This window comes from Streptomyces sp. NPDC004610 (assembly GCF_040609715.1).
Lineage (GTDB): Bacteria > Actinomycetota > Actinomycetes > Streptomycetales > Streptomycetaceae > Streptomyces.
In genome coordinates this window covers 1-26725 of record NZ_JBEXLA010000022.1, presented here as the reverse complement: position 1 = coordinate 26725, position 26725 = coordinate 1, and the positions used below count along the sequence as shown (strand labels likewise).

Annotated in this window: 22 protein-coding genes; 13 read left to right on the top strand and 9 right to left on the bottom strand. The window is 72.7% G+C overall.

The window, feature by feature from the left end; genetic code table 11:
* The first annotated feature begins 145 nt into the window (after positions 1-145).
* The 9 genes from tsaB (at position 146) to ABZX40_RS23715 (ending at position 8513) form a co-directional block, all read left to right on the top strand.
* A complete protein-coding gene (gene tsaB / locus ABZX40_RS23755) occupies positions 146-799 on the top strand; it encodes a tRNA (adenosine(37)-N6)-threonylcarbamoyltransferase complex dimerization subunit type 1 TsaB (RefSeq protein WP_355741660.1) in 654 nt (217 codons plus the stop codon).
* 77 nt (positions 800-876) lie between these two features.
* Positions 877-1485, top strand: a complete 609-nt coding sequence (rimI, locus tag ABZX40_RS23750; RefSeq protein WP_355741735.1) for a ribosomal protein S18-alanine N-acetyltransferase — start codon at positions 877-879, stop codon at positions 1483-1485.
* On the top strand, positions 1478-2575 hold the full coding sequence (tsaD, locus tag ABZX40_RS23745; protein WP_355741662.1) for a tRNA (adenosine(37)-N6)-threonylcarbamoyltransferase complex transferase subunit TsaD: 1098 nt from the start codon (positions 1478-1480) through the stop codon (positions 2573-2575). Before rimI ends, tsaD begins: the two co-directional genes overlap by 8 nt.
* 17 nt (positions 2576-2592) lie before the next feature.
* A complete protein-coding gene (locus tag ABZX40_RS23740; protein WP_355741738.1) occupies positions 2593-2859 on the top strand; it encodes a hypothetical protein in 267 nt (88 codons plus the stop codon).
* Positions 2846-3613, top strand: a complete 768-nt coding sequence (locus ABZX40_RS23735) for a DUF2071 domain-containing protein (protein ID WP_355741664.1) — start codon at positions 2846-2848, stop codon at positions 3611-3613. Before ABZX40_RS23740 ends, ABZX40_RS23735 begins: the two co-directional genes overlap by 14 nt.
* A 99-nt stretch (positions 3614-3712) precedes the next feature.
* Positions 3713-5479: an MFS transporter gene (locus ABZX40_RS23730; protein ID WP_355741667.1), complete on the top strand. Its 1767-nt coding sequence runs from the start codon at positions 3713-3715 to the stop codon at positions 5477-5479.
* A gap of 195 nt (positions 5480-5674) precedes the next feature.
* Complete coding sequence (locus ABZX40_RS23725; RefSeq protein WP_355741741.1) at positions 5675-6670, top strand: LCP family protein; 996 nt, start codon at positions 5675-5677, stop codon at positions 6668-6670.
* A 140-nt stretch (positions 6671-6810) separates the two neighbouring features.
* Complete coding sequence (locus ABZX40_RS23720; RefSeq protein ID WP_355741670.1) at positions 6811-7167, top strand: YciI family protein; 357 nt, start codon at positions 6811-6813, stop codon at positions 7165-7167.
* 119 nt (positions 7168-7286) lie between these two features.
* Positions 7287-8513, top strand: a complete 1227-nt coding sequence (locus tag ABZX40_RS23715; protein WP_355741744.1) for a sigma-70 family RNA polymerase sigma factor — start codon at positions 7287-7289, stop codon at positions 8511-8513.
* A gap of 117 nt (positions 8514-8630) precedes the next feature.
* Here ABZX40_RS23715 and ABZX40_RS23710 read toward each other — a convergent pair whose 3' ends face one another.
* Positions 8631-9800: a methyltransferase domain-containing protein gene (locus ABZX40_RS23710; protein ID WP_355741673.1), complete on the bottom strand. Its 1170-nt coding sequence runs from the start codon at positions 9798-9800 to the stop codon at positions 8631-8633.
* Positions 9801-9926: 126 nt separating this feature from the next.
* Between ABZX40_RS23710 and ABZX40_RS23705 the strand changes: the two genes are divergently transcribed.
* Both ABZX40_RS23705 and ABZX40_RS23700 read left to right on the top strand, forming a co-directional pair.
* Complete coding sequence (locus tag ABZX40_RS23705; RefSeq protein WP_355741676.1) at positions 9927-10820, top strand: polysaccharide deacetylase family protein; 894 nt, start codon at positions 9927-9929, stop codon at positions 10818-10820.
* Positions 10817-11602, top strand: coding sequence for a polysaccharide deacetylase family protein (locus tag ABZX40_RS23700; protein WP_355741679.1), 786 nt, complete (start codon positions 10817-10819; stop codon positions 11600-11602). The genes ABZX40_RS23705 and ABZX40_RS23700 overlap by 4 nt, the downstream gene beginning before the upstream one ends.
* 43 nt (positions 11603-11645) lie before the next feature.
* Here ABZX40_RS23700 and ABZX40_RS23695 read toward each other — a convergent pair whose 3' ends face one another.
* Positions 11646-12275 carry a DUF4232 domain-containing protein gene (locus ABZX40_RS23695; RefSeq protein ID WP_355741682.1) on the bottom strand — a complete coding sequence of 210 codons (630 nt, stop codon included), beginning with the start codon at positions 12273-12275 and terminating at the stop codon, positions 11646-11648.
* A 545-nt stretch (positions 12276-12820) separates the two neighbouring features.
* Between ABZX40_RS23695 and groES the strand changes: the two genes are divergently transcribed.
* Entirely contained in the window at positions 12821-13129 is a 309-nt protein-coding gene (gene groES, locus ABZX40_RS23690) for a co-chaperone GroES (RefSeq protein ID WP_055493212.1), read from the top strand.
* Between the two features lie 117 nt (positions 13130-13246).
* Positions 13247-14872 carry a chaperonin GroEL gene (gene groL / locus ABZX40_RS23685; protein WP_355741685.1) on the top strand — a complete coding sequence of 542 codons (1626 nt, stop codon included), beginning with the start codon at positions 13247-13249 and terminating at the stop codon, positions 14870-14872.
* A 121-nt stretch (positions 14873-14993) separates the two neighbouring features.
* On the opposite strand, the gene ABZX40_RS23680 is transcribed toward groL, so the two are convergent.
* From ABZX40_RS23680 to ABZX40_RS23650, 7 genes are all read right to left on the bottom strand, one after another.
* Positions 14994-17132, bottom strand: a complete 2139-nt coding sequence (locus tag ABZX40_RS23680; RefSeq protein WP_355741688.1) for a DEAD/DEAH box helicase — start codon at positions 17130-17132, stop codon at positions 14994-14996.
* Positions 17129-18502 (bottom strand): BREX system ATP-binding protein BrxD, encoded by a 1374-nt coding sequence (brxD, locus tag ABZX40_RS23675; protein WP_355741691.1) that lies wholly within the window; start codon positions 18500-18502, stop codon positions 17129-17131. Before brxD ends, ABZX40_RS23680 begins: the two co-directional genes overlap by 4 nt.
* Positions 18499-21234 carry a BREX-2 system phosphatase PglZ gene (pglZ, locus tag ABZX40_RS23670; protein ID WP_355741693.1) on the bottom strand — a complete coding sequence of 912 codons (2736 nt, stop codon included), beginning with the start codon at positions 21232-21234 and terminating at the stop codon, positions 18499-18501. Before pglZ ends, brxD begins: the two co-directional genes overlap by 4 nt.
* Positions 21234-25139, bottom strand: a complete 3906-nt coding sequence (locus tag ABZX40_RS23665) for a hypothetical protein (protein WP_355741696.1) — start codon at positions 25137-25139, stop codon at positions 21234-21236. Before ABZX40_RS23665 ends, pglZ begins: the two co-directional genes overlap by 1 nt.
* An 86-nt stretch (positions 25140-25225) precedes the next feature.
* A complete protein-coding gene (locus ABZX40_RS23660; protein ID WP_355741699.1) occupies positions 25226-26161 on the bottom strand; it encodes a hypothetical protein in 936 nt (311 codons plus the stop codon).
* 176 nt (positions 26162-26337) lie between these two features.
* Positions 26338-26484 (bottom strand): hypothetical protein, encoded by a 147-nt coding sequence (locus ABZX40_RS23655; RefSeq protein WP_355741702.1) that lies wholly within the window; start codon positions 26482-26484, stop codon positions 26338-26340.
* Positions 26477-26725, bottom strand: a 249-nt coding sequence (locus ABZX40_RS23650; RefSeq protein WP_355741705.1) for a hypothetical protein, incomplete at its 5' end; no start/stop codon positions are given. The genes ABZX40_RS23650 and ABZX40_RS23655, both read right to left, overlap by 8 nt.

The following is a 26725-nucleotide window of genomic DNA, read 5'->3' as shown; positions in this document are numbered from 1 at the left end:
TCGCCCACCTCCGCGTAGTACCTGGTCGTACGGGTGTGACACGCGTTCCCGGGTGCCGGGCCCGCGCCTCCCGGCGACCGTAACAGCCACCGGGCCGCCGACCCGGACGGCAGTGCGCGCCTCGCGCTCGCCGTACGCTGTTTGCGTGCTCTTGCTCGCTCTGGATACCGCCACCCCCGCCGTCACCGTCGCCCTGCACGACGGCACGGACGTCATCGCCTCGTCCAGCCAGGTCGACGCCCGCCGCCACGGCGAGCTGCTGCTGCCGGCCGTGGACCGGGTCCTGTCCGAGGCGGGGCTCGGACTCGACGCCGTCACCGCGATCGTCGTCGGGACCGGCCCCGGTCCGTACACCGGACTGCGGGTCGGGCTGATGACCGCCGACACCTTCGGCCTCGCCCTCGGCGTCCCCGTGCACGGTGTGTGCACCCTCGACGGCCTGGCGTACGCGGCCGATCTGCCCGGCCCCTTCGTGGTGGCGACCGACGCCCGCCGCAAGGAGGTCTACTGGGCCCGGTACGCCGACTCCCGCACCCGGCTGACCGACCCGGCCGTCGACCGCCCCGCCGATATCGCCGAGCGGGTCGCCGGGGTCCCCGCGGTCGGGGCGGGCGCCCTGCTCTACCCGGAGACCTTCCCGGCCGCGCACCAGCCGGAGCATGTCAGCGCCGCCGCCCTCGCCGCGCTGGCCGCCGAGCGGCTCGCGGCGGGGGTGGAACTGCCCGCGCCCCGCCCGCTGTATCTGCGCCGCCCGGACGCGCAGGTCCCCAAGAACTACAAGGTGGTCACGCCGAAGTGACCGAAGTGACCGGAGCGGCTGAAGTGCCCGAAGTGCCCGAAGTGGCCGACACCGTCGGGGGCCCCCGGCTGCGCGAGATGCGCTGGTGGGACATCGACCCCGTACTGGAGCTGGAGAAGGCGCTCTTCCCCGAGGACGCCTGGTCGCGCGGGATGTTCTGGTCCGAGCTGGCGCACGCGCGCGGGCCGGAGGCGACCCGCCGCTATCTGGTCGCCGAGGACGGCGGCGGACGGGTGGTCGGGTACGGCGGGCTGGTCTGCGCCGGTGACCAGGCCGACGTCCAGACCATCGCCGTCGCCCGGGAGCTGTGGGGCAGCGGGCTCGGCGCCCGGCTGCTGACCGAGCTGCTGCGGGCCGCGACCTCGTTCGAGTGCACCGAGGTGATGCTCGAATGCCGGGTCGACAACGCCCGCGCCCAGAAGCTGTACGAGCGTTTCGGCTTCGAGCCGATCGGCTTCCGGCGCGGCTACTACCAGCCGGGGAACGTGGACGCGCTGGTGATGCGGCTCAGCGACCCGGTCGGTTCCCTGAACGGCGCCACCCCCGCCACCACAGCACCCCCCGCCACCGCCGCACCCGGCACCGGCGTACCCGGCGCGGGCCCCTCGGGGACCGCCGAACGAGGAACCGAGAGCCACGAGGGCAACGAGAGCAGCAACGAGAGCAACGAGGGCAACCATGGCTGACGAACCCCTGGTCCTGGGAATCGAGACCTCCTGCGACGAGACCGGTGTCGGCATCGTGCGCGGGACGACCCTGCTGGCCGACGCCGTCGCCTCCAGCGTCGACGAGCACGCCCGCTTCGGCGGCGTCGTCCCCGAGGTCGCCTCCCGTGCCCATCTGGAGGCCATGGTCCCGACGATCCAGCGGGCCCTGAAGGACGCCGGGGTGAGCGCCCGGGACCTCGACGGCATCGCGGTGACCGCCGGTCCCGGGCTCGCGGGCGCCCTGCTGGTCGGGGTGTCGGCGGCCAAGGCGTACGCGTACGCGCTCGGCAAGCCGCTCTACGGCGTCAACCACCTCGCCTCGCACATCTGCGTCGACCAACTGGAGCACGGCCCCCTCCCGGAGCCGACGATGGCCCTGCTGGTCAGCGGCGGCCACTCCTCCCTGCTGCTCTCCTCGGACATCACCTCCGACGTCCGGCCGCTCGGCGCGACCATCGACGACGCGGCGGGCGAGGCGTTCGACAAGATCGCCCGGGTGCTGAACCTGGGCTTCCCCGGCGGGCCGGTCATCGACCGCTACGCCCGCGAGGGCGACCCGGACGCCATCGCCTTCCCACGCGGACTGACCGGCCCCCGCGACCCGGCCTACGACTTCTCCTTCTCCGGGCTGAAGACCTCCGTGGCCCGCTGGATCGAGGCCAGGCGGGCGGCGGGGGAGGAGGTGCCGGTACGGGATGTGTCGGCGTCCTTCCAGGAGGCCGTGGTCGATGTCCTCACCCGCAAGGCGGTCCGCGCCTGCAAGGACGAGGGCGTGGACCATCTGATGATCGGCGGGGGCGTGGCCGCCAACTCCCGGCTGCGGGCGCTGGCGCAGCAGCGCTGCGAGGCGGCCGGGATCCGGCTGCGCGTCCCCCGCCCGAAGCTGTGCACGGACAACGGGGCGATGGTCGCGGCGCTCGGCGCGGAGATGGTGGCCCGCAACCGCGCGGCCTCGGACTGGGATCTCTCGGCGGACTCGTCCCTCCCGGTGACGGACCCGCACGTCCCCGGCCACTCCCACACCCACGACCATGTGCACGAGGTCAGCAAGGAGAACCTGTACTCGTGACGACGACGGTGGCGCTGATGTGGGAGGCGCGGGCGGTGCCGGGGCGGGGCGCGGAACTGCTGGCGTGGGCGCGGGCGCAGCCACTCGCCGGGGAGCCGCTGCGCCGGGAGTTCTTCGCCGCGCCCCAGGACCGGGTGCTGGTGGTGACCTGGTGGGACGCCCCGTACGAGGCGGAGCTGCCCGAACTGCCGGAACCGGACGGCGAGTTGGTGACCCGTACGGTGCACCGGTGGCGTTTCGAGTCGGCGGGTGTGGAGTACGGTCGGCCGCATGACCGCTCCTGAGGAGGTGACCCCGGACGCCCCGGGGGTCATACGGGTGCCGCTGCTCACCCAGCAGTGGCTCGACCTGGCCTTTGTGCACTGGGCGGTGGACCCGGCGGCGGTGGCCCCGCTGCTGCCGCCCGGGACGGCGCCGGACACCCACGAAGGGGTCACCTACGTCGGACTGGTCGCGTTCCGGATGCACCGGGTGGGCTGGTTCCGGCTGCCGGGAGTGCCGTATCTGGGCAGCTTCCCGGAGACGAACGTCCGGCTGTACTCGGTCGACGGCCAGGGCCGTCGCGGGGTCGTGTTCCGCTCGATGGACGCGGCGCGGCTGATCCCGGTCGCGATGGGCCGGGGCCTGTTCCGGCTGCCGTACCTGTGGTCGCGGATGACGGTCCGGACGGAGGGGGATGCGGAGGGGGACGTCGTCCGGTACGCGAGTGCGCGGCGCTGGCCGGGGCCGCGCGGGGCGTACTGCCGGCTCGCGGTGCGGCGCGGGGAGCGCATCGCCGAACCCACCGGCCTCGAACACTTCCTCACCGCCCGCTGGGGCATGCACAACGCCTTCTTCAACGGGGCCGCCTACCTCCCCAACGACCATCCCCGCTGGCCGCTGTACCGCGCGGAGCTGCTCACCTGCGAGGAGAACCTGATCGAGGCGGCGGGCCTCCCGGCACCGCAGGGACCCCCGGTGAGCGTCCTGTACTCACCGGGCGTGCCGGTACGGCTGGGGCGGCCGGGGCTGCGGCCGGCGGGGATTCCCACGCCGTAGGGACGGCTCCGCACCTTGCGGTGATCGCGTCCGGCCACGTAGAAAAGTGCGGGTCCAGGGCGTTTGCGCCCCGATTCTCGTTGCGGGGGAGCAGTACGCATGCCGAAGACACCGGAAACGCCGGAGACGCCGGAGACATCGGGCACTTCGAAGACACCGGGCACTTCGAAGACACCGGGCACTCCGCAGTCACCGCAGTCACCGAAGGCCAGGGAGACCGGGAAGGCCAAGGAGACCGGGGAGACCAGGGAGACCCGCCCCGCCCCCTCCACCTCCGCCTGGGCCCCGCTCGCGCTGCCCGTCTTCCGGGCGCTGTGGATCGCCCAGTTCGTGTCCGGCGTCGGTACCTGGATGCAGACCATCGGCGCCCAGTGGCTGCTGCTCGGGCACGGGGCCGCGCTGGTCACCCTCGTCCAGACGGCCTCCACCCTGCCGATGGTGCTGCTGGCGCTGCCCTCCGGGGTCCTCGCCGACCGGTTCGACCGGCGCCGGCTGCTGGTCGTCGCGCAGTTCGCGATGGGCGCGGTCGCGGCTGCCCTCGCCGTGCTGGCGTTCGCGGACGCGCTCGGGCCCGCCTCGCTGCTCGCCCTGACCTTCCTGCTGGGCTGCGGCACCGCGCTGATGGCCCCTTCCTGGCAGGCCGTCCAGCCCGAACTGGTGGCCCGCGAGCAGCTCGCCCAGGCGGCGGCGCTCGGCGCGGTCAACATCAATCTGGCCCGTGCCATCGGACCGGCCGTCGGCGGGGTGCTGGTCGCGGCGGCGGGCGTGGGCTGGACCTTCGCCTTCAACGCCGTGTCCTATCTCGGCATCGTCGTCGTCCTGCTGCTGTGGAAGCGTCCCCGGGAGGCCGCCGAGGTCGAGCCGGAACGTTTCTTCAGTGCGGTGCTCGCCGCCCGCCGCTACGTCTGGAACGCCCCCGGTGTCCGCCGGGTCCTGCTGCGCACCGCCCTGTTCGTCCCGGGCGCCGCCGCGCTGTGGGCGCTGCTGCCGCTGATCGCCGCCGACTCGCTCGGCCTCGGCTCCGGCGGCTACGGGGCGCTGCTGGCCGTGGTCGGGGCGGGCGCGGTCGTCGGCGCGCTGCTGCTGCCCGCCCTGCGCAAGGTGCTCGGCGCCAATGGCATCCTCGCCGGGGGTGCCGTCCTGGTGGCCGTGACGCTGGCCGTTCTCGCCACCGTCCGCGTCCCCTGGGTCGCCGCGCTCGCGCTGCTGCCCGCCGGGGTGGCCTGGATCGCGGTGCTGTCGGTCCTCAACGCGGCCGTCCAGATCCGGCTGCCCGGCTGGGTGCGCGCCCGTGGCCTCGCCGTCTATCTGCTGGTCTTCCAGGGCGGCCAGGCGCTGACCGCGCCGCTGTGGGGCGGGCTCGCGCAGGGGACGGGGCTGCGGGTCACCCTGCTGGCCGCCGGGGCGCTGCTGCTGCTCGCCGCCGCGACGGTCCCCCTGCTGCCGCTGCACGACGCCGCGCACATCGACCCGTCCCCCTCCAACCACTGGCCCGCCCCGCCCGTGGTGTACGAGCCCGGCCCGGACGACGGCCCGGTCCTGGTCTCGATCGTCTACCGGGTGGACCCCGCCGACCGGGCCGCCTTCACCGCCGCGATGGCGAGGGTGGCCCGCTCCCGCCGCCGCACCGGGGCACTGACCTGGGGCCTGTACGAGGACGCGGGTGAACGGGGCCGGTTCATCGAGAACTATCTCGTCGGCTCCTGGGCCGAGCATCTCGCCCAGCACCACACCCGGACGACGGTCACCGACCGCCGCGCCGAGGAGGCGGCCCGCGCGTTTCTGCTGCCGGGGACGCGTCCGGAGACCACCCACGCCCTCGACGCCACGACCGGCGTCCCGGCCGACGCCGAACGGGTGCCGTGACCGGCGTCCGGGTGCCCTGACCGGCGTCCGGGGCTTAGAAGTCTGAGATTTTCCGAAGAAAAGCCTTACGACCAGCGGTCGTTGTAACAATTCGGACTTAAGTTCGTTGGTGTGACGGCAGACGACGAGCACGGCGGGCATGGGGACGAGGGCGAGGGGAAGGGCCGGGCTGAGGGCCGCCGGCGGCGGGGCGCGCTGAGAATACTGGGCCTCGCGACCGCCGCGATCGTGGTGCTCGGCGCCGCCGCGGGCGGCTGGGTCTACTGGAAGCTCAACGACAACATCACCAGCGTCGACATCAACAGCGCGCTCGGCGACAACCGCCCCGCCAAACCGTCGCCCACCCCCTCGACGGGCGCGGAGGGCGCCGCCGCCCCGCTGCCCGGCGAGGCCCTGAACATCCTGGTGCTGGGCTCCGACTCGCGCAGCGGCGCGGAGAACCAGCGGCTCGGCGGCGGCGACAGCGACGGCGCCCGCTCGGACACCGCGATGGTGTTCCACATCGACGCGGGCGGGACGTCCGGCCAGGTCGTCAGCATCCCCCGCGACACCCTCGTCACCCGGCCCGCCTGCCCGCTGCCGGACGGCGGGGAGTCGCCCGAGCGGCACGGGGTCATGTTCAACACGGCGTACTCGGTCGGCGGCCCGGTGTGCGCGGTCAAGACCGTCGAGTCCTTCACGGGCGTCCGCATGGACCACTATCTGGAGATCGACTTCGCCGGGTTCGCGAATCTGGTGGACGCCATCGGGGGCGTCACCGTCACCGTCGACCAGGACATCGACGACGAGCTGTCCCACCTCACCCTGGACGCCGGTACCCACACCCTGGACGGCGAGCAGGCCCTCGGCCTCGCCCGCACCCGCTACGGTCTGCCCGGCGGCAGCGACCTCGCCCGGATCGAACTCCAGCAGCAACTCGTCAAGGCCCTCCTCGCCCAGATCTCGTCCACCTCCCTGCTGACCGACCCGGCCAAGCTGTACGAGGTCGCCACCACCGTCACCGCCGGCCTCACCACCGACACCGGGCTGGACTCCCTGACCGAGCTGATCGGCTTCGGCGAGAGCCTGCGCGCGCTGTCCCCGGACGCGCTGGAGATGGTGACCCTGCCCGTCGTACGGGCGCCCTCGGACCCCAACCGGGTGGTGGCGGACGAACCGGAGGCGAGGCAGCTGTGGGAGTCCCTGCGCTGAGCGCCTGAGGCCGTTCGGAAAATAATCTCGCGAGCGTGTCGATCCCCGGTCTCCCCGATCGACGCACAGGGTGAGAGGCGGAAAAGAAACAGGAACCCGCCCCACCCGAGAAGCGAGAAGCGAAAGAAAGCGAGCGTCCCATGCCGCGCTACATGTCCATGATCCGGATCGACGAGAAGAACGCCCCCGAGGGCGGCCCGAGCAATGAGCTGATGCAGCGGATGGGGGTCCTGCTGGAGGAGATGACCAAGGCGGGCGTCATGCTCGACACCGGCGGTCTCACGTCCACCGCCGAGGGCACCCGGGTGCACTGGGAGGGCGGGAAGATCTCCGTCACCGACGGCCCCTTCACCGAGACCAAGGAGGTCATCGGCGGGTACGCCCTGTTGCAGTGCAAGGACCGCGCCGAGGCCGTGGAGTGGGTCACCCGCTTCCTGAAGGTGCACGAGGAGTACTGGACGGTGACCTGCGAACTGCGGGAGATCGTGGCGGGCTGACCTTCACTCGTGATCGTCCGGCCGTAATCGTTTGGCGCCCGGCGCCGCGCGGTGTTCGATGGGGAACTGTGAACGCACAGCCCCCCGGAACCCCGCGCGGCGCGGCCGACAGCACCGAGATCCCCGGAACCGTCGAGACCGTCTTCCGGCTGGAGTCCCCCCGGATCATCGCGGCCGTCACCCGGATCGTCCGGGACATCGGCATAGCCGAGGAACTGGCCCAGGACGCGCTGGTCGCCGCCCTGGAGCAGTGGCCGCGCGACGGAGTGCCGGGCAACCCCGGCGCCTGGCTGATGACCACCGCCCGGCGCCGCGCGATCGACCTGGTGCGCCGCCGTGAGAACTACGCCCGCAAGCTGGCCGAGATCGGCCGCGACCTGACCGACGTACCGCCCCCGCCGGAGCCCTCCGACCCCGAGGACATCGACGACGATCTGCTGCGTCTGGTCTTCACGGCCTGCCACCCGGTCCTCGCGCCCGAGGCGCGCACCGCGCTCACCCTGCGGCTGCTCGGCGGCCTCACCACGGCCGAGATCGCCCGCGCCTTCCTGGTCCCGGAGCCGACCGTCGCCCAGCGCATCGTCCGCGCCAAACGCACCCTCGCCACCAGGAACATCGGCTTCGAGGTGCCCTACGGCGCCGACCGCGAGGCCCGCCTCGGCTCGGTCCTGGACGTCATCTACCTGATCTTCAACGAGGGGTACGCGGCCACCGCCGGCGACGACTGGCTGCGCCCGGCGCTGTGCGAGGACGCCCTGCGGCTGGCCCGGCAGCTCGCCGCGCTGATGCCGAAGGAGCCCGAGGTGCACGGGCTGGCGGCGCTGCTGGAGTTCCAGTACGCCCGCACCGCGGCCCGGACCGCGGCCGACGGCACCCCGATCCTCCTCAAGGACCAGAACCGCCGCCGCTGGGACCGCCTCCTCATCGCCCGGGGCGTCCACGCCCTGACCCGGGCCGACGCCACCGCCACGGGCGCCCCGGGCCCGTACGCCCTCCAGGCCGCCATCGCCGCGAGCCACGCGCACGCGTACACCTACGAGGAGACCGACTGGCAGCGCATCGCCACGCTGTACGCCCTGCTCGCCGCCCGCGCCCCGTCCCCGGTGGTGGAACTGAACCGCGCGGTGGCCGTCTCCATGGCCCAGGGCCCCACCGAGGCCCTGAAGATCGTCGACGCCCTGGCCCCCGCCCTCCCCGACTACCACCTCCTCCCCAGCGTCCGAGGCGACCTCCTGGAACGCCTGGGCAGGGAGGAGGAGGCGAGGGCCGAATTCACCCGGGCGGCCTCACTGACGGCCAACGAACAGGAACGGAACCTATTGCTCCGAAGGGCTCGGGACTTGTAACTCCATGGGGGCCGACGCCTTGCTTCTAGGGGCGCTGGGGGTACCCCCTCTGGGGGTGGGGGTGCCCCCTCTGGGGGAGAACTGCGCGCTCAGCCCCCACTACCCGCACCCACCCCCCTACACCGGCCGCCCTACCAACATCGCCGGCGCCCCATCGACCCGCGTCAAGAAAACCGTCGCCGCCCCCGCCCCCCGAGGCCGAACCATCCGCCGCAACTCCTCCGGCCCCACCGCCGACCCCCGCTTCTTCACCGTCAGATTCCCCACCCCCCGCTCCCGCAGCAACGCCTTCAGCCGCTTCACACTGAACGGCATCCGATCACTGATCTCGTACGCGCTGGCATACGGAGTACTCCGCAGTTCGTCCCCCGTGACATACGCGATCGTCGGATCGATCAGCCCCCCGCCCACATCCTCGGCGACCTCCGCCACCAGATGCGCCCGGATGACGGCCCCGTCGGGCTCGTACAGATAGCGCCCGACCGGCCGCACCGCCGGATCCGGCAGCCCACGCCCCACCAGGCTGTACGGCCCCGGCAGCAACGTCGCCCGCACCGCCCCCGGCACCGCCGCCCCCGCCCCGAACCACAGCAGCGCCTCCTTCACATCCCCCCCGTCCGAGATCCACTCCGCCTCCGCGCCCTCCGGCACCGCCTCGTGCGGGATGCCGGGCGCGACCTTGAGCGCGGCGCACGGCGCACGGCGGGCCGCGGCCACGGCCCAGGACAGCGGCGGCGAGTACGCCTCCGGATCGAAGATCCGCCCGCGTCCGCCGCGCCGGGCGGGATCCACGAACACCGCGTCGAAGCCCGACACCTCGACCTCCGTGACATCGGCCTCCCGTACCTCGATCAGGCCGGTGAGTCCGAGGGCGTCGGCGTTGGCGCGGGCGGTGGCGGCGGTGAGCGGGTCGCGGTCGACGGCGAGGACCCGGATCCCGGCGCGGGCGAGGGCGATGGCGTCCCCGCCGATGCCGCAGCACAGATCGGCGACCGAGGTCACCCCGGCCTCCCGCAGCCGCGCGGCGCGATACGCGGCGACGGAGGCCCGGGTCGACTGCTCGACCCCGTTGGGGGTGAAGTACATCCGCCCGGCGTCCTCGGCCGCGAACTTCGCCGCCGCCCGCTGCCGCAGCCGCGCCTGGGCGAGGGCGGCGGAGACCAGCGGGGCCGGGTGGCTGCGGCGCAGCCTGGTGGCGAGGGCGAGTTCCCCGGCGGGGTCGGTGTCCCGCACCTCGTCGAGCAGGGCTTGGCCGTCAGGGGTGAGAAGCGGATCGAGGTCGTTCACCGGGTCATTGTGGGCCAGTCGGTGGATGGTGCGCGCCCGGCGGCGGTGTCGGCGGGGTCGTGGGGGGTGGGGCTGGGAGGATCCGGCGCCATGGGAGAAGTCGTACAAAAAGATAAAAACAGGGCGATGGATGCGAGGGGTGGTCTGCGGCTGGCGACCGCCGGACTGGCCCTCGCCGCGGTGGCGTCCCTGGCCTCCGCCTGCGGCGCGGACGACCGGTCCGCACGGCCCGCCCCCGGCCAGCAGCGCCCGGAGCGGCTGAGCGCGGCGGACCGGGCGGCGAAGCAGCGGGCCGTGCGGCAGGCGCAGATCGCGGCGGCCAAGCGCTGGGGCCTGGAGCGGCCCCCGCTGGTGGTGCCCGAGCCCCCGGCCCACAAGCCGGTGATCACCACCCGGGAGGGCTTCGAGGTCGAGGGCCATGAGGCGGAGGACCTGCCGCCGGTCTTCACCACGATCCCCACCAAGGAGAAGATCGTCTTCCTCACCATCGACGACGGGGCCGAGAAGGACCCGGAGTTCCTGCGGATGATGAGCGAACTGAAGGTGCCGTACACCGCCTTCCTCAGCGACTACCTGGTCAAGGAGGACTACGGCCACTTCAAGCAGATGCAGTCCCGGGGCGTCGGCCTGAACAACCACACCCTCGACCACCCCTATATGCCGGGCCTGTCCTACGAGGAGCAGAAGCAGCAGATCTGCGGGATGCAGAACGTGATCGAGAAGCGCTACGGCAAGCGCCCGCTGCTCTTCCGCCCGCCGTTCGGCAACTACAACAAGGACACCCTGGTCGCCGCCAAGGCGTGCGGGATCAGCTACGCCCCGCTGTGGAGCGAGGAGGTCTTCGTCGACCGCTGGGAGTACCGCGAGTGGGACCGCGATCTGCACCCCGGTGACATCGTCCTCAGCCACTTCCGGGGCACCGACGACTGGGACGGCACCATGCCCGACATGATCCGGGTCTTCCTCGACAAGGTCACCGAGAAGGGCTACGCGGTCGCCCGCCTGGAGGACTACCTGTGAGGCACCGGCTGCTGGCCGCCGCGCTGCTGCTGCTGACGGTCTCGGCGGCCGGCTGCGGCCGGGGCCCCGGCCCGTCGGCCTGGGTGGAGTCGGCGGGCGGCGGCGGCGCGGGCACAGACGCCGCGTCCCCCTCCGGCTCCCCCCGGACCCCCTCTGGCTCCCCCCGGGCCCCCTCCGGCACCCCCCGTTCCTCCCCGCAGTCCCCCCGGGTCCTGTCCCGCGTCCCGACCCGCGACAAGGTGGTCTTCCTGACCTACGACGACGGCGCGGAGCGCGATCCGCGGTTCGTGGAGATGGTGCGGGAGCGGCGGCTGCCGGTCAGCCTGTTCCTGACGGACAGTGTGGCGGGCCCGGGATACGGCCACTTCGCCCGGCTGCGCGCGGTCGGGGCCACCCTCCACAACCACACCATGGACCACGCCGCCCTGCGCGGAATGCCGTACGCCGGTCAGCGCGCCGAGATCTGCGGCCAGCAGAACAAACTGAAGTCCCGCTTCGGCATCCGCCCGGCCCTGCTGCGCCCGCCCTACGGCATGTACGACGGGACGACACTGAGGGCGGCGCGGGACTGCGGGGTCGAGGCGCTGGTGCTGTGGCGGGTGACGGCGACCGACACCGACACCCACTTCACCGAGGGCCCGCACCGGCTGCTGCCCGGCGACATCATCTCCGTCACCCCGGACGAGACCCCGGGCCCGACGCTGGTAGCCCGCACCACCAGGCTCCTGAAGGAGATCGAGGACCAGGGCCTGCGGGTGGGCCGCCTGGAGGACTACGTCTGACCGACGCCCCCGGCCCAGCCCTCCGGCGCCCGGCACCGCACGCTCAGCCACCCTGGCCGACACTGCCCATGGCGCCGACCCGCACCGCGGAGCCGGACCCGTCCTCCGTGACGGGCAGGGTGCCGCCCGGCCACTCGACCTTGTAGACCTCGGTCTCGTTGGGCGGGGTCACCCACAGCGTGCTGACGCCGACCCCGGAGCCGCCCGAGTCGTTGAGCGGGTGGAAGACACCGAAGTAGGCCGACTCCCCGCCCTTGAGGACGGTCGGTTCACCGGCGTCGCCGCTGCGCTCCGCGGACAGGGTGCCCGCGTCGGTCTCCAGGTCGACGCCCGCGAACCCGGAGAGCAGGCAGTCGCTGCCGCTGATGTTGGCCATCTCCACGGCGACGGTGCCCTCGGCGTCGCCGTCGACGGTGGCGTCGGACGCGGTGATCTCCAGTTCCTCGACGGTGCAGTTGGTGACACCGGCGTTGCCTTCGGTGGTGTCCGTACCGCCGGTCCCGGTCTCGGTGGCCGTGTCCTGCGCACCGCCCTGCTTGGCGGTATCCGAGCCGGAGGCGGCGGCGGGGGTGGGGTCGCTCTCCGCGGAGGTGCCGTCCTCGCCCTGGCAGGCGGTGAGCGAGAGGCTCGCGGCGACGGCGAGGGCGGCGAAGGTGAGCTTGCGGATGCGCATGGTGTCTTCCTCGGATTCGAGCGGAAGTTCGGATTCGGTGATGTCTGCGGTGCCGAGCGTCCCGGCGTTCCGATCACCATGAGCGGCCCGGCCGGGAGTCCCGTTCCGTCCGGCGACCGCATAGGACACCCCTGTGACACACCCGTCGGCCCGGAACCCGCCACCCGGCCGGACCCGGCCCGCCCCGCATGGGGTTTCCGCCCCTGCGACGGACGTCCCGCCCGCCACCGCCCGCTGGGACAGACCCGTGACCCGGCCGTTCCTGAACCCGGGCAGGGCAGTTGACCCACCAATGACCCACCGTGGACGCCGCCCCGAACCCCCCGCACCCCCCCGGCCGCCCCCCGTCCACCCCCTCCGCGCCCGGCCGGGATTAGCAGTCCGCTTGACCGAGTGCTAATCGCGGTCATAGTCTCGGGTCTGGCACTCCCCCCTGGAGAGTGCCAATACGCGACGGGCAGGTCCGGCACCCGCGACGACGGATCCACCTGGTCGCCACCTCAGACAGTTAACCCCGTGAGATCTCCGAAGGGGGAGGTCGGATCGTGACGACCGCCAGCTCCAAGGTTGCCATCAAGCCGCTCGAGGACCGCATCGTGGTCCAGCCGCTCGACGCCGAGCAGACCACGGCCTCTGGCCTGGTCATCCCGGACACCGCGAAGGAGAAGCCCCAGGAGGGCGTCGTCCTCGCCGTCGGTCCGGGTCGCTTCGAGAACGGCGAGCGCCTGCCGCTCGACGTCAAGACCGGCGACATCGTGCTGTACAGCAAGTACGGCGGCACCGAGGTGAAGTACAACGGCGAGGAGTACCTCGTCCTCTCGGCCCGCGACGTGCTCGCGATCATCGAGAAGTAGTTCTTCACCTCAGAAGTTCCTCTACTGCGCCCCTGGCCCCCCGCGACCATCAACTCGACAGGGCGCCCGGGGCGCAGTGTCTTTTCCACCCCAGAATTCCGAGAGGCTCACGCTGTCATGGCGAAGATCCTGAAGTTCGACGAGGACGCCCGTCGCGCCCTTGAGCGCGGCGTCAACAAGCTGGCCGACACGGTGAAGGTGACGATCGGCCCCAAGGGCCGCAATGTCGTCATCGACAAGAAGTTCGGCGCCCCCACCATCACCAACGACGGCGTGACCATCGCCCGCGAGGTCGAGATCGACGACCCGTACGAGAACCTCGGCGCGCAGCTGGTGAAGGAGGTGGCGACCAAGACCAACGACATCGCGGGTGACGGCACCACCACCGCCACCGTGCTGGCCCAGGCCCTGGTGCGCGAGGGTCTGAAGAACGTCGCCGCGGGTGCTTCCCCGGCCGCCCTGAAGAAGGGCATCGACGCGGCCGTCGCCGCCGTCTCCGCGGATCTGCTGGCGACCGCCCGGCCGATCGAGGAGAAGTCCGACATCGCCGCCGTGGCCGCGCTGTCCGCGCAGGACCAGCAGGTCGGCGAGCTGATCGCCGAGGCGATGGACAAGGTCGGCAAGGACGGTGTCATCACCGTCGAGGAGTCCAACACCTTCGGTCTGGAGCTGGACTTCACCGAGGGCATGGCCTTCGACAAGGGCTACCTGTCCCCGTACTTCGTGACGGACCAGGAGCGGATGGAAGCGGTCCTGGAGGACCCGTACATCCTGATCCACCAGGGCAAGATCGGCGCCATCGCCGACCTGCTGCCGCTGCTGGAGAAGATCATCCAGTCCAACGCCTCCAAGCCGCTGCTGATCATCGCCGAGGATGTCGAGGGCGAGGCCCTCTCCACCCTGGTGGTCAACAAGATCCGCGGCACCTTCAACGCCACCGCGGTGAAGGCCCCCGGCTTCGGCGACCGCCGCAAGGCGATGCTCCAGGACATGGCCGTCCTCACCGGCGCCACGGTCATCTCCGAGGAGGTCGGCCTCAAGCTCGACCAGGTCGGCACCGACATCCTCGGCACCGCCCGCCGGATCACCGTCACCAAGGACGACACCACGATCGTCGACGGTGCCGGTGACAAGTCCGAGGTCGAGGGCCGGATCTCCCAGATCAAGGCCGAGATCGAGAACACCGACTCCGACTGGGACCGCGAGAAGCTCCAGGAGCGCCTCGCGAAGCTGGCCGGCGGCGTGTGCGTGATCAAGGTCGGCGCCGCCACCGAGGTGGAGCTGAAGGAGAAGAAGCACCGTCTGGAGGACGCCATCTCCGCGACCCGCGCCGCGGTCGAGGAGGGCATCGTCTCCGGTGGTGGCTCCGCGCTCGTCCACGCCGTGAAGGTCCTGGAGGACAACCTCGGCAAGACCGGCGACGAGGCCACCGGTGTCACCGTGGTCCGCAAGGCCGCCGTCGAGCCGCTGCGCTGGATCGCCGAGAACGCCGGCCTGGAGGGCTACGTCATCACCTCCAAGGTCGCCGAGCTGGAGAAGGGCCAGGGCTTCAACGCCGCCACCGGCGAGTACGGCGACCTGGTCAAGGCCGGCGTCATCGACCCGGTCAAGGTCACCCGCTCCGCCCTGGAGAACGCGGCCTCCATCGCCTCCCTCCTCCTGACGACCGAGACCCTGGTCGTCGAGAAGAAGGAAGAGGAAGAGGCCCCGGCGGGCGGCCACTCGCACGGCCACTCGCACTGACGAACCACCGCGATCACCGGAGGCCCGGTACCCCCCCCGAGGGGTGCCGGGCCTCCGGCGTGCCGCACGGACGGCGGGCCACGCCGACCGTCCGGGAGCCGCAGCCCTCAGTTCTCCGTCCTCAGTCCTCGGACCGCACCACGAACCGCGCCGGTTCCGCCAGCACCGCCCTCGCCCCCTCCAGGTCCGCCATCCGCGCGGCGAGGGTGGCCTCCGCCAGCCGCTGCGGCAGGGCCTCCGCGAACTTCAGCCCGCGCACGGCGTTCGCGTTCACCTCGGGCAGGGTCAGCCCCGTCACGGCATCTGCGCGAGCCACCTGCCAGGTCCCCGGATCGACATCGTCGCGCAGCCGTACGAAGCGGTCGTCGAGGATGCGGTGCGGGAGGACGACCGAGGGCAGTGACGCGGCCAGGGTGGCGTTCGCGCGGTGCCCGGCCCAGGTCCACCAGCGCACATCGCTGTCGCCCCGCCGTGTGACGATGCTTCCCGCGGGGTGCACCACGTCCAGGAAGGTCTCCCGTGCCTCGGCCAGCTTCGCCTCCGCCCGGCGGGTGAGCCGTACCGGCGGATCGCCGCCGAGCAGCACCTCACGGGCCGCTCGGGTCAGGGTGAACGAGCGGACCCGGTCCGGCCCGAATCCGCTCCACTTGGCCCGCCCGCCGTCCTCGGTGGGCTCCACGAAGCAGCGCCTGCGCCGCCAGTCGATGTAGGTCACCAGCCAGCTCCGCCCGGCAAGCAGCAGCTTGCGCGGCCCCGCGACGTCCTCGGTGAGCAGATCCGGGTCCGTGCGGCCGATCTCGGTCCGCCCGCTGAGGACGGTGAACTCCGGCGGCGCGGTGAAGGAGGCCGTGAGATTCATGAAGTGCCGCGCACCGAATCGGCGTTCCGCCTCCGGCCCGATGAACAGCGTGCCGCCGTCCCGCTCCAGATAGCCCTGCTCCACGAGATGCCGTACGACGGGCTCGGCGCCGCCGCCGAAGGCGTCCAGGCCGCCCCACCACTCCTGCCACAGGTTCTCGCCGACGCGGCCCTCCTGAAGGCACAGCGCGAGCATCTGCTGCGCCGCCAGATGCCGGGGCTCGGGCGGTGCGGTGACCGGCTCCACCCACCCCCGTGACCAGGCCAGCAGCAGGGCGCAGGCGGACAGGAACCCGGCGTCGGTGAGGGCCAGGAACAGACAGTTGCGGTCGGTTCCGGGGCGCCGTCCGGTACGGCCCAGCCGCTGGAGGAACGAGGCCACCGTGGCCGGTGCGTCGAGCTGGATCACCCGGTCCAGGTCACCGACGTCGATGCCGAGTTCGAGCGTGCTGGTCGACACGATCACACAGTCCCGTGCCTCGGCGAACGCCTCCTCCGCGCGCCGCCGCTCGTCGGCGGAGAGCGAGGCGTGCGAGAGAAAGGTGGTGACCCCGCGCAGCCGGAGCTGCTCGCCCAGTTCCTCGACGGTCCGCCGGCTCTCGCAGAACACCAGACGCTTCTCGCCCCGGTGCAGCGCCGCCAGGACGGTGGCCGCGTTGGCGACGGACCCGACGAAGTCCAGCTCGATGTCACCGGGCGGGCGACCGGCCTTTGCCCGTGCCGTGCCGGGCAGGGTCACACCGGGTGCGACGACCTGCCCGGTCCGCTTCCCGCGCCCGGAACCCTGGAGCCAGTCCAGGAGTTCGTGCGGGTTGCCGACGGTGGCGGACAGCCCGACCCGCTGCACCGGCCGTTGGGTGACCTTCTGGAGCCGTTCCAGGACGGCCAGCAGATGCCAGCCCCGGTCGTCCCCGGCGAAGGCGTGCACCTCGTCCACGACCACGGTGTGCAGCCCGGAGAAGAACGCCCGATGGTCCACGTTGGCGCTGACCAGCATCGCCTCCAGGGATTCGGGGGTGGTGAGCAGCAGGTCCGGCCGCTGGGCGAGGATGCGGCGGCGTCTGCTGGTGGCGATGTCGCCGTGCCACAGCTCCGCGGTACGGCCCACCCAGCCCGCGTACTTCTCCAGCCGCGGATGCAGATTGTTGAGCAGTGCCTTCAGCGGTGTCACATAGAGGATGCCGGTGCCCTTCCAGCCGTGCCGCTGGGCCCGGGTGAGCAGCGGGAACGCGGCGGCCTCGGTCTTGCCCCCGGCGGTCGGCGCGAGCAGTACGGCGTCCTGCCCGGCCAGCAGCGGCCCGATCGCCTCCTGCTGGAGCGGACGCAGGGAGCGCCAGCCGAGGGAGTTGACGATGTGGTGGGTGAGGATCGGATCGAGAAGATCGAACGCGTCCGCGCTCACGGCAGCTCCAGCTCCACGTCTCCCGCGCCCGCCGCCGCGTTGCGCTCCACCTCGTCCAGCTCCGCGGTGTTCACGGTGAGCGTGTAGTGGACGCGGGGATCGAACTCGGCGAAGGTGTCGACCCGGTCGAGGACGTCGGCGACCAGTTTGCGCAGATACAGCCGGGGGGCGATGCCCGCCTTGCCGCCGAGCGAGCCGGTGACCGCACGGGCGAGTTCGTCCAGGTACGTGTCGTCGGCCCGCGCGGCGATCCGCTCCGGATGGCGGGCGGTGGCCTCGTACACGCCTCGTACCTTGCGCCCCAGTTCGCCGAGGGAGGCCAGGTCGAAGCCGGGCAGGCGGAGCTGGACCGCGCGGGGGGAGTCGAAACGCGGGTCGGTGGTGAAGTCGGTCGCGAGGCGCTGTGCCAGCGGGGCGAGGCGCTGGACGCCCTGCTGGCCGTCGTAGAAGGCGGGGGTGCCGGTGATGACGAGGAACAGGCCGGGGAAGCGCCCGGCGTCGATCTCGTCCAGGAGCTGGCGCAGCGCGTTCAGGGACTTCTCCCGGACATCGCCGCGCACCCGCTGGAGGGTCTCCACCTCGTCCAGGACGAGCAGCAGCCCGGGGTGCCCGCAGTCCCGCAGGACGGTCAGCAGTCCCTGGAGGAAGCCGAGGGCCGCGAAGTGGTCGAGGTCGCCGCGCACCCCGGCGGCGCGTTTGGCGGCGGCGGCCACCGACTTCTGCCCGCCGAGCCAGGCGATGAGCGCCTCGGCGCGGGCCCCGTCCCCGGTGGCCACGGCCTCGCGGTAGCCGCGCAGGGCGGCGGAGAAGGCGGGGGTGGTGCGGGCGACCTCGGCCAGCCGCAGTTCCAGCAGGGCGTCCACGGCGTTCGCGAGCGCGGACTCGTCGTTCTCGTCCACGTCCCCGCCGTCGAGGATCTCCTCCTCCAGCGCGTAGAACCAGGAGTCGACCACCGCGCGCAGGGCCGAGGGCGGGTGGGTGGCGGTGGCCAGCCGTTCGGTGAGCCGGCGGTACACCGTCTCCAGCCGGTGCAGCGGGGTCTCCGTCTCGGAGATCTGCACCTCGCTGACGGCCAGTCCGCGCCGCTTGGCCCGTTCCGCCAGCCAGCGGGCGAAGAACGTCTTGCCGGAGCCGTACTCGCCGCGCAGCGCGTGGAACGCGGAGCCGCCCCGGGCCACGGTGGCGAGGTCGTCGTCCAGGGCGTCGGTGAAGCGGTCCAGGCCGACGGCGAACAGCCCGAGCCCCTGCTGGGGCACGGTGCCGCGGCGCAGCGCGTCGACCACGTCCCGGGCGCGGGCGGGACTGACCTCGGGTGCCGGGGCCGCAGCCGGAGCCGGGGGCGGGGTCTCGGGGATGTCCGGCGGATTCACGGTGTGATGTCTCCCGGGAACTGCTGGCGCAGGAGTTCCCTGTCGAGGTGGACGGTACGTCCGGACTCCACGAGCTGGAGCACGGGATAGCCGTCGATGTTGAGCAGGCGTTCGAGCACGGTCACGAACCGCTCCGGGTTGCGCTGCGACTTGCCCGTGGCCGCCTGGGCCGCCGCCGCGACCGCCGCCGGGGAGAGCTTGCCCCCGGCGTCGAGCAGTGCGTCGAGCGCGGCGGCCACGGCCGTGTCGGAGGGCGGCAGCCGGACGAACTCGCGCTGGGTCCGGTACGGGGCGCTGCGCACGGTCCGCTCGCCGGGTGTGCCCCGGCCGGGCTGGGCGAAGAGCCCCTCGGCCTGCGGTTCCGGCTTGCGTCCGGCCCGGCCTCTGACGGGCGGCTCGGACGACGGGGGCTCGGGGCGTTCGGTGCCACCGCGCCACCAGTCGGGGGCGGTGTCCTCGGCCGGGAGGACGGTCCATCCGGCGGGGATCTCACTACCGGCGGCGACGAACGCCAGGACGGGCACGGTGACCTCGGCGAGCGAGGCACCTCCGTGGTATCCGGCCTGGCGTGCCGTGTAGCGCACGTCATCGCGCCAGGCGGCGGTGATCCGCCCGCCCGCGGCCTTGACCCGGGGCCCGGCGAGCGCGGTCTCGCCGGGCTGGGCCGGGCCGGTGCGCCAGCGGGCGCCCTGGACGTTCTCGGCGGCGGTGATCCCGTGGTCGCGGGTGCTGCGGTCCAGGACGTGCCCGTGGTCGGAGACCAGCAGGACGGGCCGACCGGCGCCGAGCGCCGCGTCGAGCAGGTCGGCCAGCTTGGCGATGTCCCCTATCCGCCACTGGCCCCGGCCGCTCTCCCGGCCGTCGGCGAGCGCGTCGTCGACGGTGTTGAGGATGACGCCGACGACGGTCGTCTCGTCGGCGAGCGCACCGAGCAGCTCGGGGGCGAGCCGGTGCCCGGCCGTCCCTTCGTAGCTCCCTTTGTGGAAGAGCACCGCCTCGCGGCGCCGCTTCTTCCAGAAGGCGGTGAACCCGGCCCGCTCCACGTCCTGACCGCCTTCCGTGGCCGTGCCGCTGAGCAGCGAGGCCCGGCTGACCCGGGTGACGGTGGGCAGCATGGCGACGGCGGCGAGCCGTCCCGGACGGCGGCCCGCTTGGGCCGCGGGCACGACTTCGAGCCAGGTCCGCCGGTCGAGTCCGGCGGCGAGTTCCACGGCGACATCGGCGCTCATGCCGTCCAGCACCAGGATCAGTGGCCGTCCGCCGTCGCGGGCGAGCGGTGAGGCGGCCTCAGCGAGGACGTCCTCGATCAGCAGCGCACCGTGGGGTGCCTGCTGCGAGGCGGCCTCGGTCCACACGGCCAGCACCTGCGCGAACCGCTCGTCCACCTGCCGCCGCCGCTCCCGCACCCGGCCGATCAGCCGGTGGTACGCCTCCCCGACCTCGCTGTCCCGGGAGGCGTCCCCCTCGGCGAGTATCCCGATGGCGAGGTCCACCCACCCGGTGGACTCCAGGTGCTGGCGCACGCCCTGACCGACGGAGTCCACCGTGGGCCGGGGGGCGTCCAGCCAGCGCAGCAGCCGTACGGCGGTGCGGGCCCGCTCGGTGGACTCGGCGTGGACCACGGCGAGCTGATGGTCGGCCAGTTCGCGCAGCGCCGACTGTGCCGGGCCGGGCCGCCCGTCGAGCGCGGCGGCGACGGCCCGCAGCCGGTTCCGGTAGCCGGAGGGCAGCAGACGGTCCCCGGCGAGCAGCCCGGTCAGCCTGGCGGTGTCGGCGAGCTGGTCGGCGCGTTCCAGGACCGTCAGGACGCGGGTCCGGGCGGTCTGTCCGGCCTGGCCACCGGCCTCGGCCTGGGCGAGCCACCGGGAGAGCACGCCGGTCGCGGCGGACGCGTAGGGGCCGAGCGCGTCGAACGAGCCGAGGGCCCGCCCGAAGAGCGTGCCGAGCGCGAATCCGGCGTCGGCCGCGGCGGGACAGGCCAGGGCGGCGGAGGCCAGCGCGCCCAGCGGGAGGGCGTCGCTGCCGCGCCCGTCGGCGGCGAGGGCGAGCAGGGTGGGCGCGGCGGGCCCGGTCGTCTGCTCCAGCCAGTCGGCCAGTCCCGCCCGCTCGGGTTCCGGCAGCTCGGCGAACCGCCGGGGACCGGCCGATCCGCGGCTCCAGGCGAAGACCGTGTCGGCGTCGACGTCCAGCGTCTCGTCGCTGGTGTCGCCCAGGCCCACCCGGGCGGCGAGCAGGGCGCGTACGGCCCGGTCACGGGTCAGTACGGAGCCCGCGCGCGGCCAGCCGCCGGGGGGTTCGGCCTCCAGCAGCGCGTCCAGCAGCCAGTGTTCCCGCACCATCCGGGTGTCGAGGTCACCGGCTCCGAACAACTGCTTGACGATGTCGGCGCGCTCGACGGCCAGGGGCCTGCGCCGCACCGCGTGTCCGCGCAGGTCCCAGCCGATCTGGTCGGCGGGGACCCGCCCGGTGACCACGAGGACGCTGTCCCCGCCCGGGTCGGTGTCGGTGAGGTGCCGCCGCCAGGCGTCGGCGATGCCCAGCGGCGAGTCCTGCGCGGTGACGTGCACCCGGCGGGCGCCGCCGTCCACCTGGACCGTGAACTCCCGCTCCTCCTCGCCGCCCGCCCACACAGCGTCGACCAGGACGAGCCGTCGATCACCGGCCCGCGGCAGTTCGGCCTCCAGCAGCACTTCGATGGCCCGCCGCCCGGCGGCCGGCCGGACCGGCGCCATCAGCGCTCCTCGTCGAAGCTGTCGGCCCCGGCGGACGGTTCGACCGCCTGCCAGCGGATCTCCACGGCGCCCTCCGGGTGCGCGGCGAGATAGGCACGGATGTCGTCCCGTACGTCCGCCAGTTCACCGGCGAGCAGTTCCTCCAGCGGTGTCGCCCGGGAGGCGGCGATGACCCGGCGCCCCGCCCCGCCCGTGGCCGACGCGGGCGCCACGGGTCCCCCGGGTCCCGCGGGCGTGCCCCCCGGCTGCCCGCCGGAACCCGGCCCGTCCGTCCCCGGATGCGAGGTCGCCACCTCGGGATCGCTGACCCGTACGTCCTGCGGTCCCGGCGTGGGCTCCGCGGGCCGGGGCGGTACGGCGACCGTCTCCACCCGGAGCGCGTCGTTGATGATCGCGTTGGCCCGCTCGCCCGCGTCGCCGAGCACCGGGATCAGCGAGCGCTGGAACTCGGAGTCCCGCGCGGCGAGGGTGATCTCGGCGAACAGCCGCCGGGCCCGGTCGCCCACCCCGTCCTCCCGGCCGATCAGCCCCCGCACATTGGTCAGCGCGGGCCAGGCCGCGCCGTCCAGGGCCCGCAGCACGTCCCCGGCGCTTCCGGCCGCCGTGTTCAGATCCCGCGCGGAGGCGGTGTACGAGGCGGCTGCCAGCTCTTTCACCAGGGCGGTGGCGTCGTTGCCGTGCCGGGTGAGCCGGGCGAGCAGTCCGGCGGCCTCCCGCAGGATGGCCGTACGGGGAGCGGGGTCGTCGGGGGTGTCGAGGCCGAGCAGCGGAGCGTGCCGCTCCAGGGACGCCCGGACACCCGAGACGTCCTTCTCCCACTGTTCCACCCTGGCCCGCAGGTCCTCGGCGAGCCGGTTGACGCTGCGCGCGTACATCTTCGGCTTCGCGGCGACCCCGAACAGCTGGGCGGCCCGCTCCCGAGCCGTCGCGTACTCCTCGTCGCTGGGCAGCGGCTGCTCCCGCAGCGACCAGCCGGGCCCGATCTCGTGCAGGGCGGGCGCCTCCCGTTCCGGCCCGCCCTGGAAGGTCCAGGCCCGGTCGTCGAGCAGCGCGTAGGTGGCGATCAGCAGATTCCCGGTGAGCCGGTCGAGGCCGCCGAGCCCGATGTCCTTGGTGATCCAGCGGCGGATGTCCTCGACGCCGAGATCCCTGCGCTGGTTGTGCGCGGCTGCCGCCTGGTTGATGCGCGCCCGCCAGTCCTGCCGCATGACGAGCGGACCGTCGTGGACGGTGCCCAGTTCCAGGGGCTCCACGATCCGCTTCACCGTCCGCAGATGGTGGCTGTCGACGTTCTGCGCCCGGCCGCCCTCGTCCATGGCCCGGGTGATCCACTCCAGGGCGGTGCGCAGTTCGGCGGGCGACACCGCCTTGCGCTGCCCCTTGCCGTCGGGCCCGAAGTCCGGGTGCTTCGGATACAGCGCGGAGAACATCCCGTCGGCGAGATGCTGCACATTCGCGTCGAAGCCCTTGCCGCCCTCCTCGCGGGGCTGCGCGAACTCCGGCTGGAGCGACAGCACATGGCGCCCGTCCGGCACCTCGGGCCCGGGGTTGGAGTCGGTGGGCCGGGCCAGCCCGTACACCTCGGCGAGCGCCCCGGTGAGCTGGTCGCTCAGGGTGTCGCGGGCCACCTCCAGTTGCCGCCGCACCTTGGCCCGGTCGTCGGGCGGGAAGTTCCCGGTGTAGTCGGTGAGCCGGTCGCGCTCCAGCAGGAAGATGATCCGCATGAGCCGCCCGAGCTGTGCCCGACGCTGGTCGGAGAAGAAGTCGGTGAGCCACACCAAGGTCGGGGCGGTCACCCCGTCCTTGCGCAGCTCCTCCACCCGGTGGAAGTCGTCACTGGGGAAGTGATCACCGTCATCGAACGGATAATCAAGAACGAACCGTACATTCCCGGCCGTGGCCGGGGTGAACATCTCGTTCGGCAGATCCCCCCGGTCCCGCACATTGCCGAACACGAACTCGGCGACCCGCCGCGTCCCCCGCCAGACGACCTCCCTCTCGGCGACGAACTGCCCGTCGCGCACCCCCATGGCCTCCCACAGCCGGTCGCGCAGCCACACCCGCCGCACACCGGCCTTGTCCTCCTCGGCCACGGCGTCGAGCAGCGGCTCGATGTCAAGATCGGACAGATGCAGCGAGAACACCGGGTCGGTCTCCCCGTCGGACCGCAGCTCCGACGGAAACGCGGCCTGGAGATCCCGCATCCGCCGGATCACCACATCACCGGCCGGGACGGTACGGGACCGGACCGAGCCATGGTTGAGCGCGGCCAGCCGTGCCCCCGACAGCCGCCGCAGCGCGGGCACGTCCGGCGCGAGCGAGCCCAGCAGCAGGGTCTTCACGAACCGGTCGTCGGCCCGGAAGTCGGTGTGGGTGTCCGAGCCGTACTTCTCCAGCAGATGGGCGCGCGCCTTGCCGTAGAACCGCACGGCGGCATCGGACTCCTGCTTCAGTTTGTCGGTGAACGCGGCCCCGGTCCCGTCCACCAGTACGTCCCACAGATCACCGAGCGGAATGAGCTGCCCGACGGTGGCACCCGCGTTCTTCACCAGCAGCAACTGCACCAGCTTCAGACCGGTCCGCTCCCGCTGGAGCGCGCCGGACAGCGCGACCAGCACATTGAGCAGCGCCGGGGACAGCGGGTACACCGCCCGGAAGTCGCCCCAGTCGGAGTGGGTGGCCCCGCCGCCGTCCAGCAGGATGTCCTTGACCTGCTGATTCGACCGGTCGACCCCGGCGAAGGCGGTCTCCAGCACCGCTTCCTTCCCCGGCCGCGGCTTGAGCACCCGCTCCTTGATGATCTCCGGCAGGTTCCGGTCCTCGAGATCGACCGTGTCGAACCGCTCGTTCAGATACTCAAGGGATCTTTCCATCGCTTTCACATCGGCCCCGAGCACATCGGACCCGACGAGCTGCGACAGATCCCGCTGCCGCGAGATGAAGGACACGATCGGCACCGGCCGGTCCGCGTCCCCCGACTCGATCAGCTTCACCAGCTTCTGGATCTCGTTGTTGACGAAGGTCCGGTCCCGCATGTGCGCCTGGAGCCACAGCACCAGCTCATCGAGGAACAGCACCACACCGTCGTAGTTCAGCGCCTGGGCATGGCGGCTGATCGCGGAGAGCCCGTTCTCCAGCGGTACGTACTTGGCGGCATCGCCGCGCGCGCTCTCGGCGTACGCCTGCATGGGCCCGCTGAGCAGCGCGGACACCAGCCGCTCCCGCCGGGCGTCCCCGGCGGGAGCGCGGAAGGCGTCGTCCAGCTCACCGGAGGTCCATGCCCCGCCGGACCCGATGACCTGAAGCTCGTCATCGTCGTCGCCGTCCCCACCCGTGCCCCCCTCGACGGGCAGCAGCCGGACGAAGGCGTCGTCGCCGAGCTGCTCGCGCATCCGCCCGGCATCCGCGAGCAGGGAGTCGGACCGGAAGACGGTAGGGGTGGGCGCCTCCGGATGCTGGGCGCGGATGGCCCGGACATACCCTCCGAGCAGGGCCTCGTCCAGGTTGGCCGCGCCGACCAGGTGGTACGGCACCATGAGGAACCGCCTGCCGCGCAGCCACTCGTCGTGCTCGGCGATGACCTCGCGCAGCCGGGGCTTGGCCCGCGCCGAGGGATCCCCGTTCAGGACGGCGTGCAGCACGGTCAGGAAGTGACTCTTACCGGCACCGAAGGAACCATGAAGATAGGCGGCGTACGAGGTCCCGTTGCGCACCGCGCCCCGCACCAGCTTCAGCGCCTTGCCGAACTGCTCCTGGAGCTGGGGGGTGACCACATACTCCTCGACCCGCGCGGTCGTCTGCCCGGTGAACCCCTGGGACAGCTCGACCTTGAAGTCGCCGGCGTACACGTCCTCCTTGATGTCGAGGACGTCCCTCAGTACGGCCGTTGCGGCGCCTGTGGCCATCGGCTGCTCCCGCTCCCCTTGATGTCCGTCGCGAACCTGCCCAATCCTGCCAGGTCCGGACAGGCCGGGGACCGGACCTGAGCGGATCAGCGGCGCAAGGGCGGAGGCAGGGGGAGACAGCGGGGACAGAGGGTCTCGTCGGCGAGTGGCCGGAAGAGGGTGGGTTGGAGGTGATGGCCTGCGCACTCCCGGGTGCGGGTGAGTCGGGGGGAGAGGCGGAGGGCGGGTGTGGGGGGAGGTGGCGGTGGCGCCTGGGCTGCCTGGGCTGCTCGGGCTGTTTCGGCTTCCGGAGGGGGAGGGGTGTGGCTGAGGAGATGGCGCAGGAGGCCGCCGGGCCGGTGGACGGGGGTGCCGTCGTCGGGGAGGCCGCGCAGGATGTGCGTGCGGATGGCGGTGGGCGGGTGCCCGGCGCTCAGCCAGCGGTCGGTGAGCTGGGCCAGCTCGGTGTGCATGGCGGCGGGGATGTGGCGGAGGGCGGGGGAGAGCCGGGGGTAGGCGGCGGCGAGGGCTCGGGCCTCGGCCGAGGGCTCGATGGGCGGAGCGGGAGGCTCGGCGGGGGGTTTGGGGGGTTGGTTGGGGGTGTTCTCAGGGGGTTCTGTCTTGGGATAGCGGTCGGTGGGCGGGGTGGTCGGCTGACCGACGGCCGGTAATGCGGGACTCGGTGGGGGCGGGGGCGTTTGAGCCAGGAGCCTGGCGGCTTCGGCGTCGTTCAACGGGACGCTGGAGACGAGCTGTTGGGTGATCCAGTGACCGCCGGGCCCTTGGAGCCGCCGCTCGTGCACGAAGCCCTCGTCCTTGAGCTGCCGTTTGGCGCGGGTGAAGGCGCAGGCGCCGATGTGGGCGCGTTCGGCGGTACGGGAGAGGGGTTCGCGGGTGCCGTCGGGGAGGGAGAGTTGCCAGGTGAGGAGGCGGACGGCATCGGAGGAGAGGCGGGGGTGCCGGATGATGTCGTGCGAGAGCTGGGTGTAGGCGCGCGACGGCGCGATATGGTGCCGGTACATCACGGTGGAGTCGGTTTCCATTCGTGGTTCAGGCCCTCGCCGTCGGTTGCAGCCGATGCGGGGGCCGTACTTTTTTACGTTTCTGGGGTGACCGTACAGCACGGGATGTGTGTGGGCGGACGCGTTGAGTGAAGAGAGTGGCGGGGAGCGTACGCCCACACGACTCGATGCGCGCTGGTACGAGCCTTGTCGCGGCCTTACCGGGAGTGGGCCAGGACGACGGACATCACGAAGGCGAAGACCGAGGACCAGACGAGGAGCATGAGGGCTCCGCTCCAGAGGAGGCCATCGGAACTCCTGGGTGGCGGGGGCTTCTCCTTGGTGGTCGGGGGTTGTTCAGTCACGGGTGAGGCCCGTGGGTGGGGCGGGGACGAGGCCCGCCGGGAGGTGGGTGCGGCGGGCGAGTCGGGCGCGGATCAGCCGGTCGCGTTCGGGGCGGCGGATGTTGTCGGGGTCGGCGGTCCAGGGGCGGCCGGGTTCCAGGGGGCGGAGGAGGTAGCCGACGACCTCGCCGATGTCGTCGGTGGCGGTGTCGAGGACGGTTTCGCCGGTGAGGGGTCGGTGGGGGCGGTCGGCGAGGATGCT

Coding starts and splice junctions, on each gene's coding strand:
- rimI (WP_355741735.1), top strand. CDS start 877: ATGCGCTGGTGGGACATCGACCCCGTACTGGAGCTGGAGAAGGCGCTC.
- ABZX40_RS23665 (WP_355741696.1), bottom strand. CDS start 25,139: ATGGCCACAGGCGCCGCAACGGCCGTACTGAGGGACGTCCTCGACATC.
- ABZX40_RS23720 (WP_355741670.1), top strand. CDS start 6,811: ATGCCGCGCTACATGTCCATGATCCGGATCGACGAGAAGAACGCCCCC.
- ABZX40_RS23730 (WP_355741667.1), top strand. CDS start 3,713: ATGCCGAAGACACCGGAAACGCCGGAGACGCCGGAGACATCGGGCACT.
- ABZX40_RS23660 (WP_355741699.1), bottom strand. CDS start 26,161: ATGGAAACCGACTCCACCGTGATGTACCGGCACCATATCGCGCCGTCG.
- ABZX40_RS23735 (WP_355741664.1), top strand. CDS start 2,846: ATGACCGCTCCTGAGGAGGTGACCCCGGACGCCCCGGGGGTCATACGG.
- ABZX40_RS23740 (WP_355741738.1), top strand. CDS start 2,593: ATGTGGGAGGCGCGGGCGGTGCCGGGGCGGGGCGCGGAACTGCTGGCG.
- ABZX40_RS23695 (WP_355741682.1), bottom strand. CDS start 12,275: ATGCGCATCCGCAAGCTCACCTTCGCCGCCCTCGCCGTCGCCGCGAGC.
- tsaD (WP_355741662.1), top strand. CDS start 1,478: ATGGCTGACGAACCCCTGGTCCTGGGAATCGAGACCTCCTGCGACGAG.
- ABZX40_RS23705 (WP_355741676.1), top strand. CDS start 9,927: ATGGATGCGAGGGGTGGTCTGCGGCTGGCGACCGCCGGACTGGCCCTC.
- groL (WP_355741685.1), top strand. CDS start 13,247: ATGGCGAAGATCCTGAAGTTCGACGAGGACGCCCGTCGCGCCCTTGAG.
- pglZ (WP_355741693.1), bottom strand. CDS start 21,234: ATGGCGCCGGTCCGGCCGGCCGCCGGGCGGCGGGCCATCGAAGTGCTG.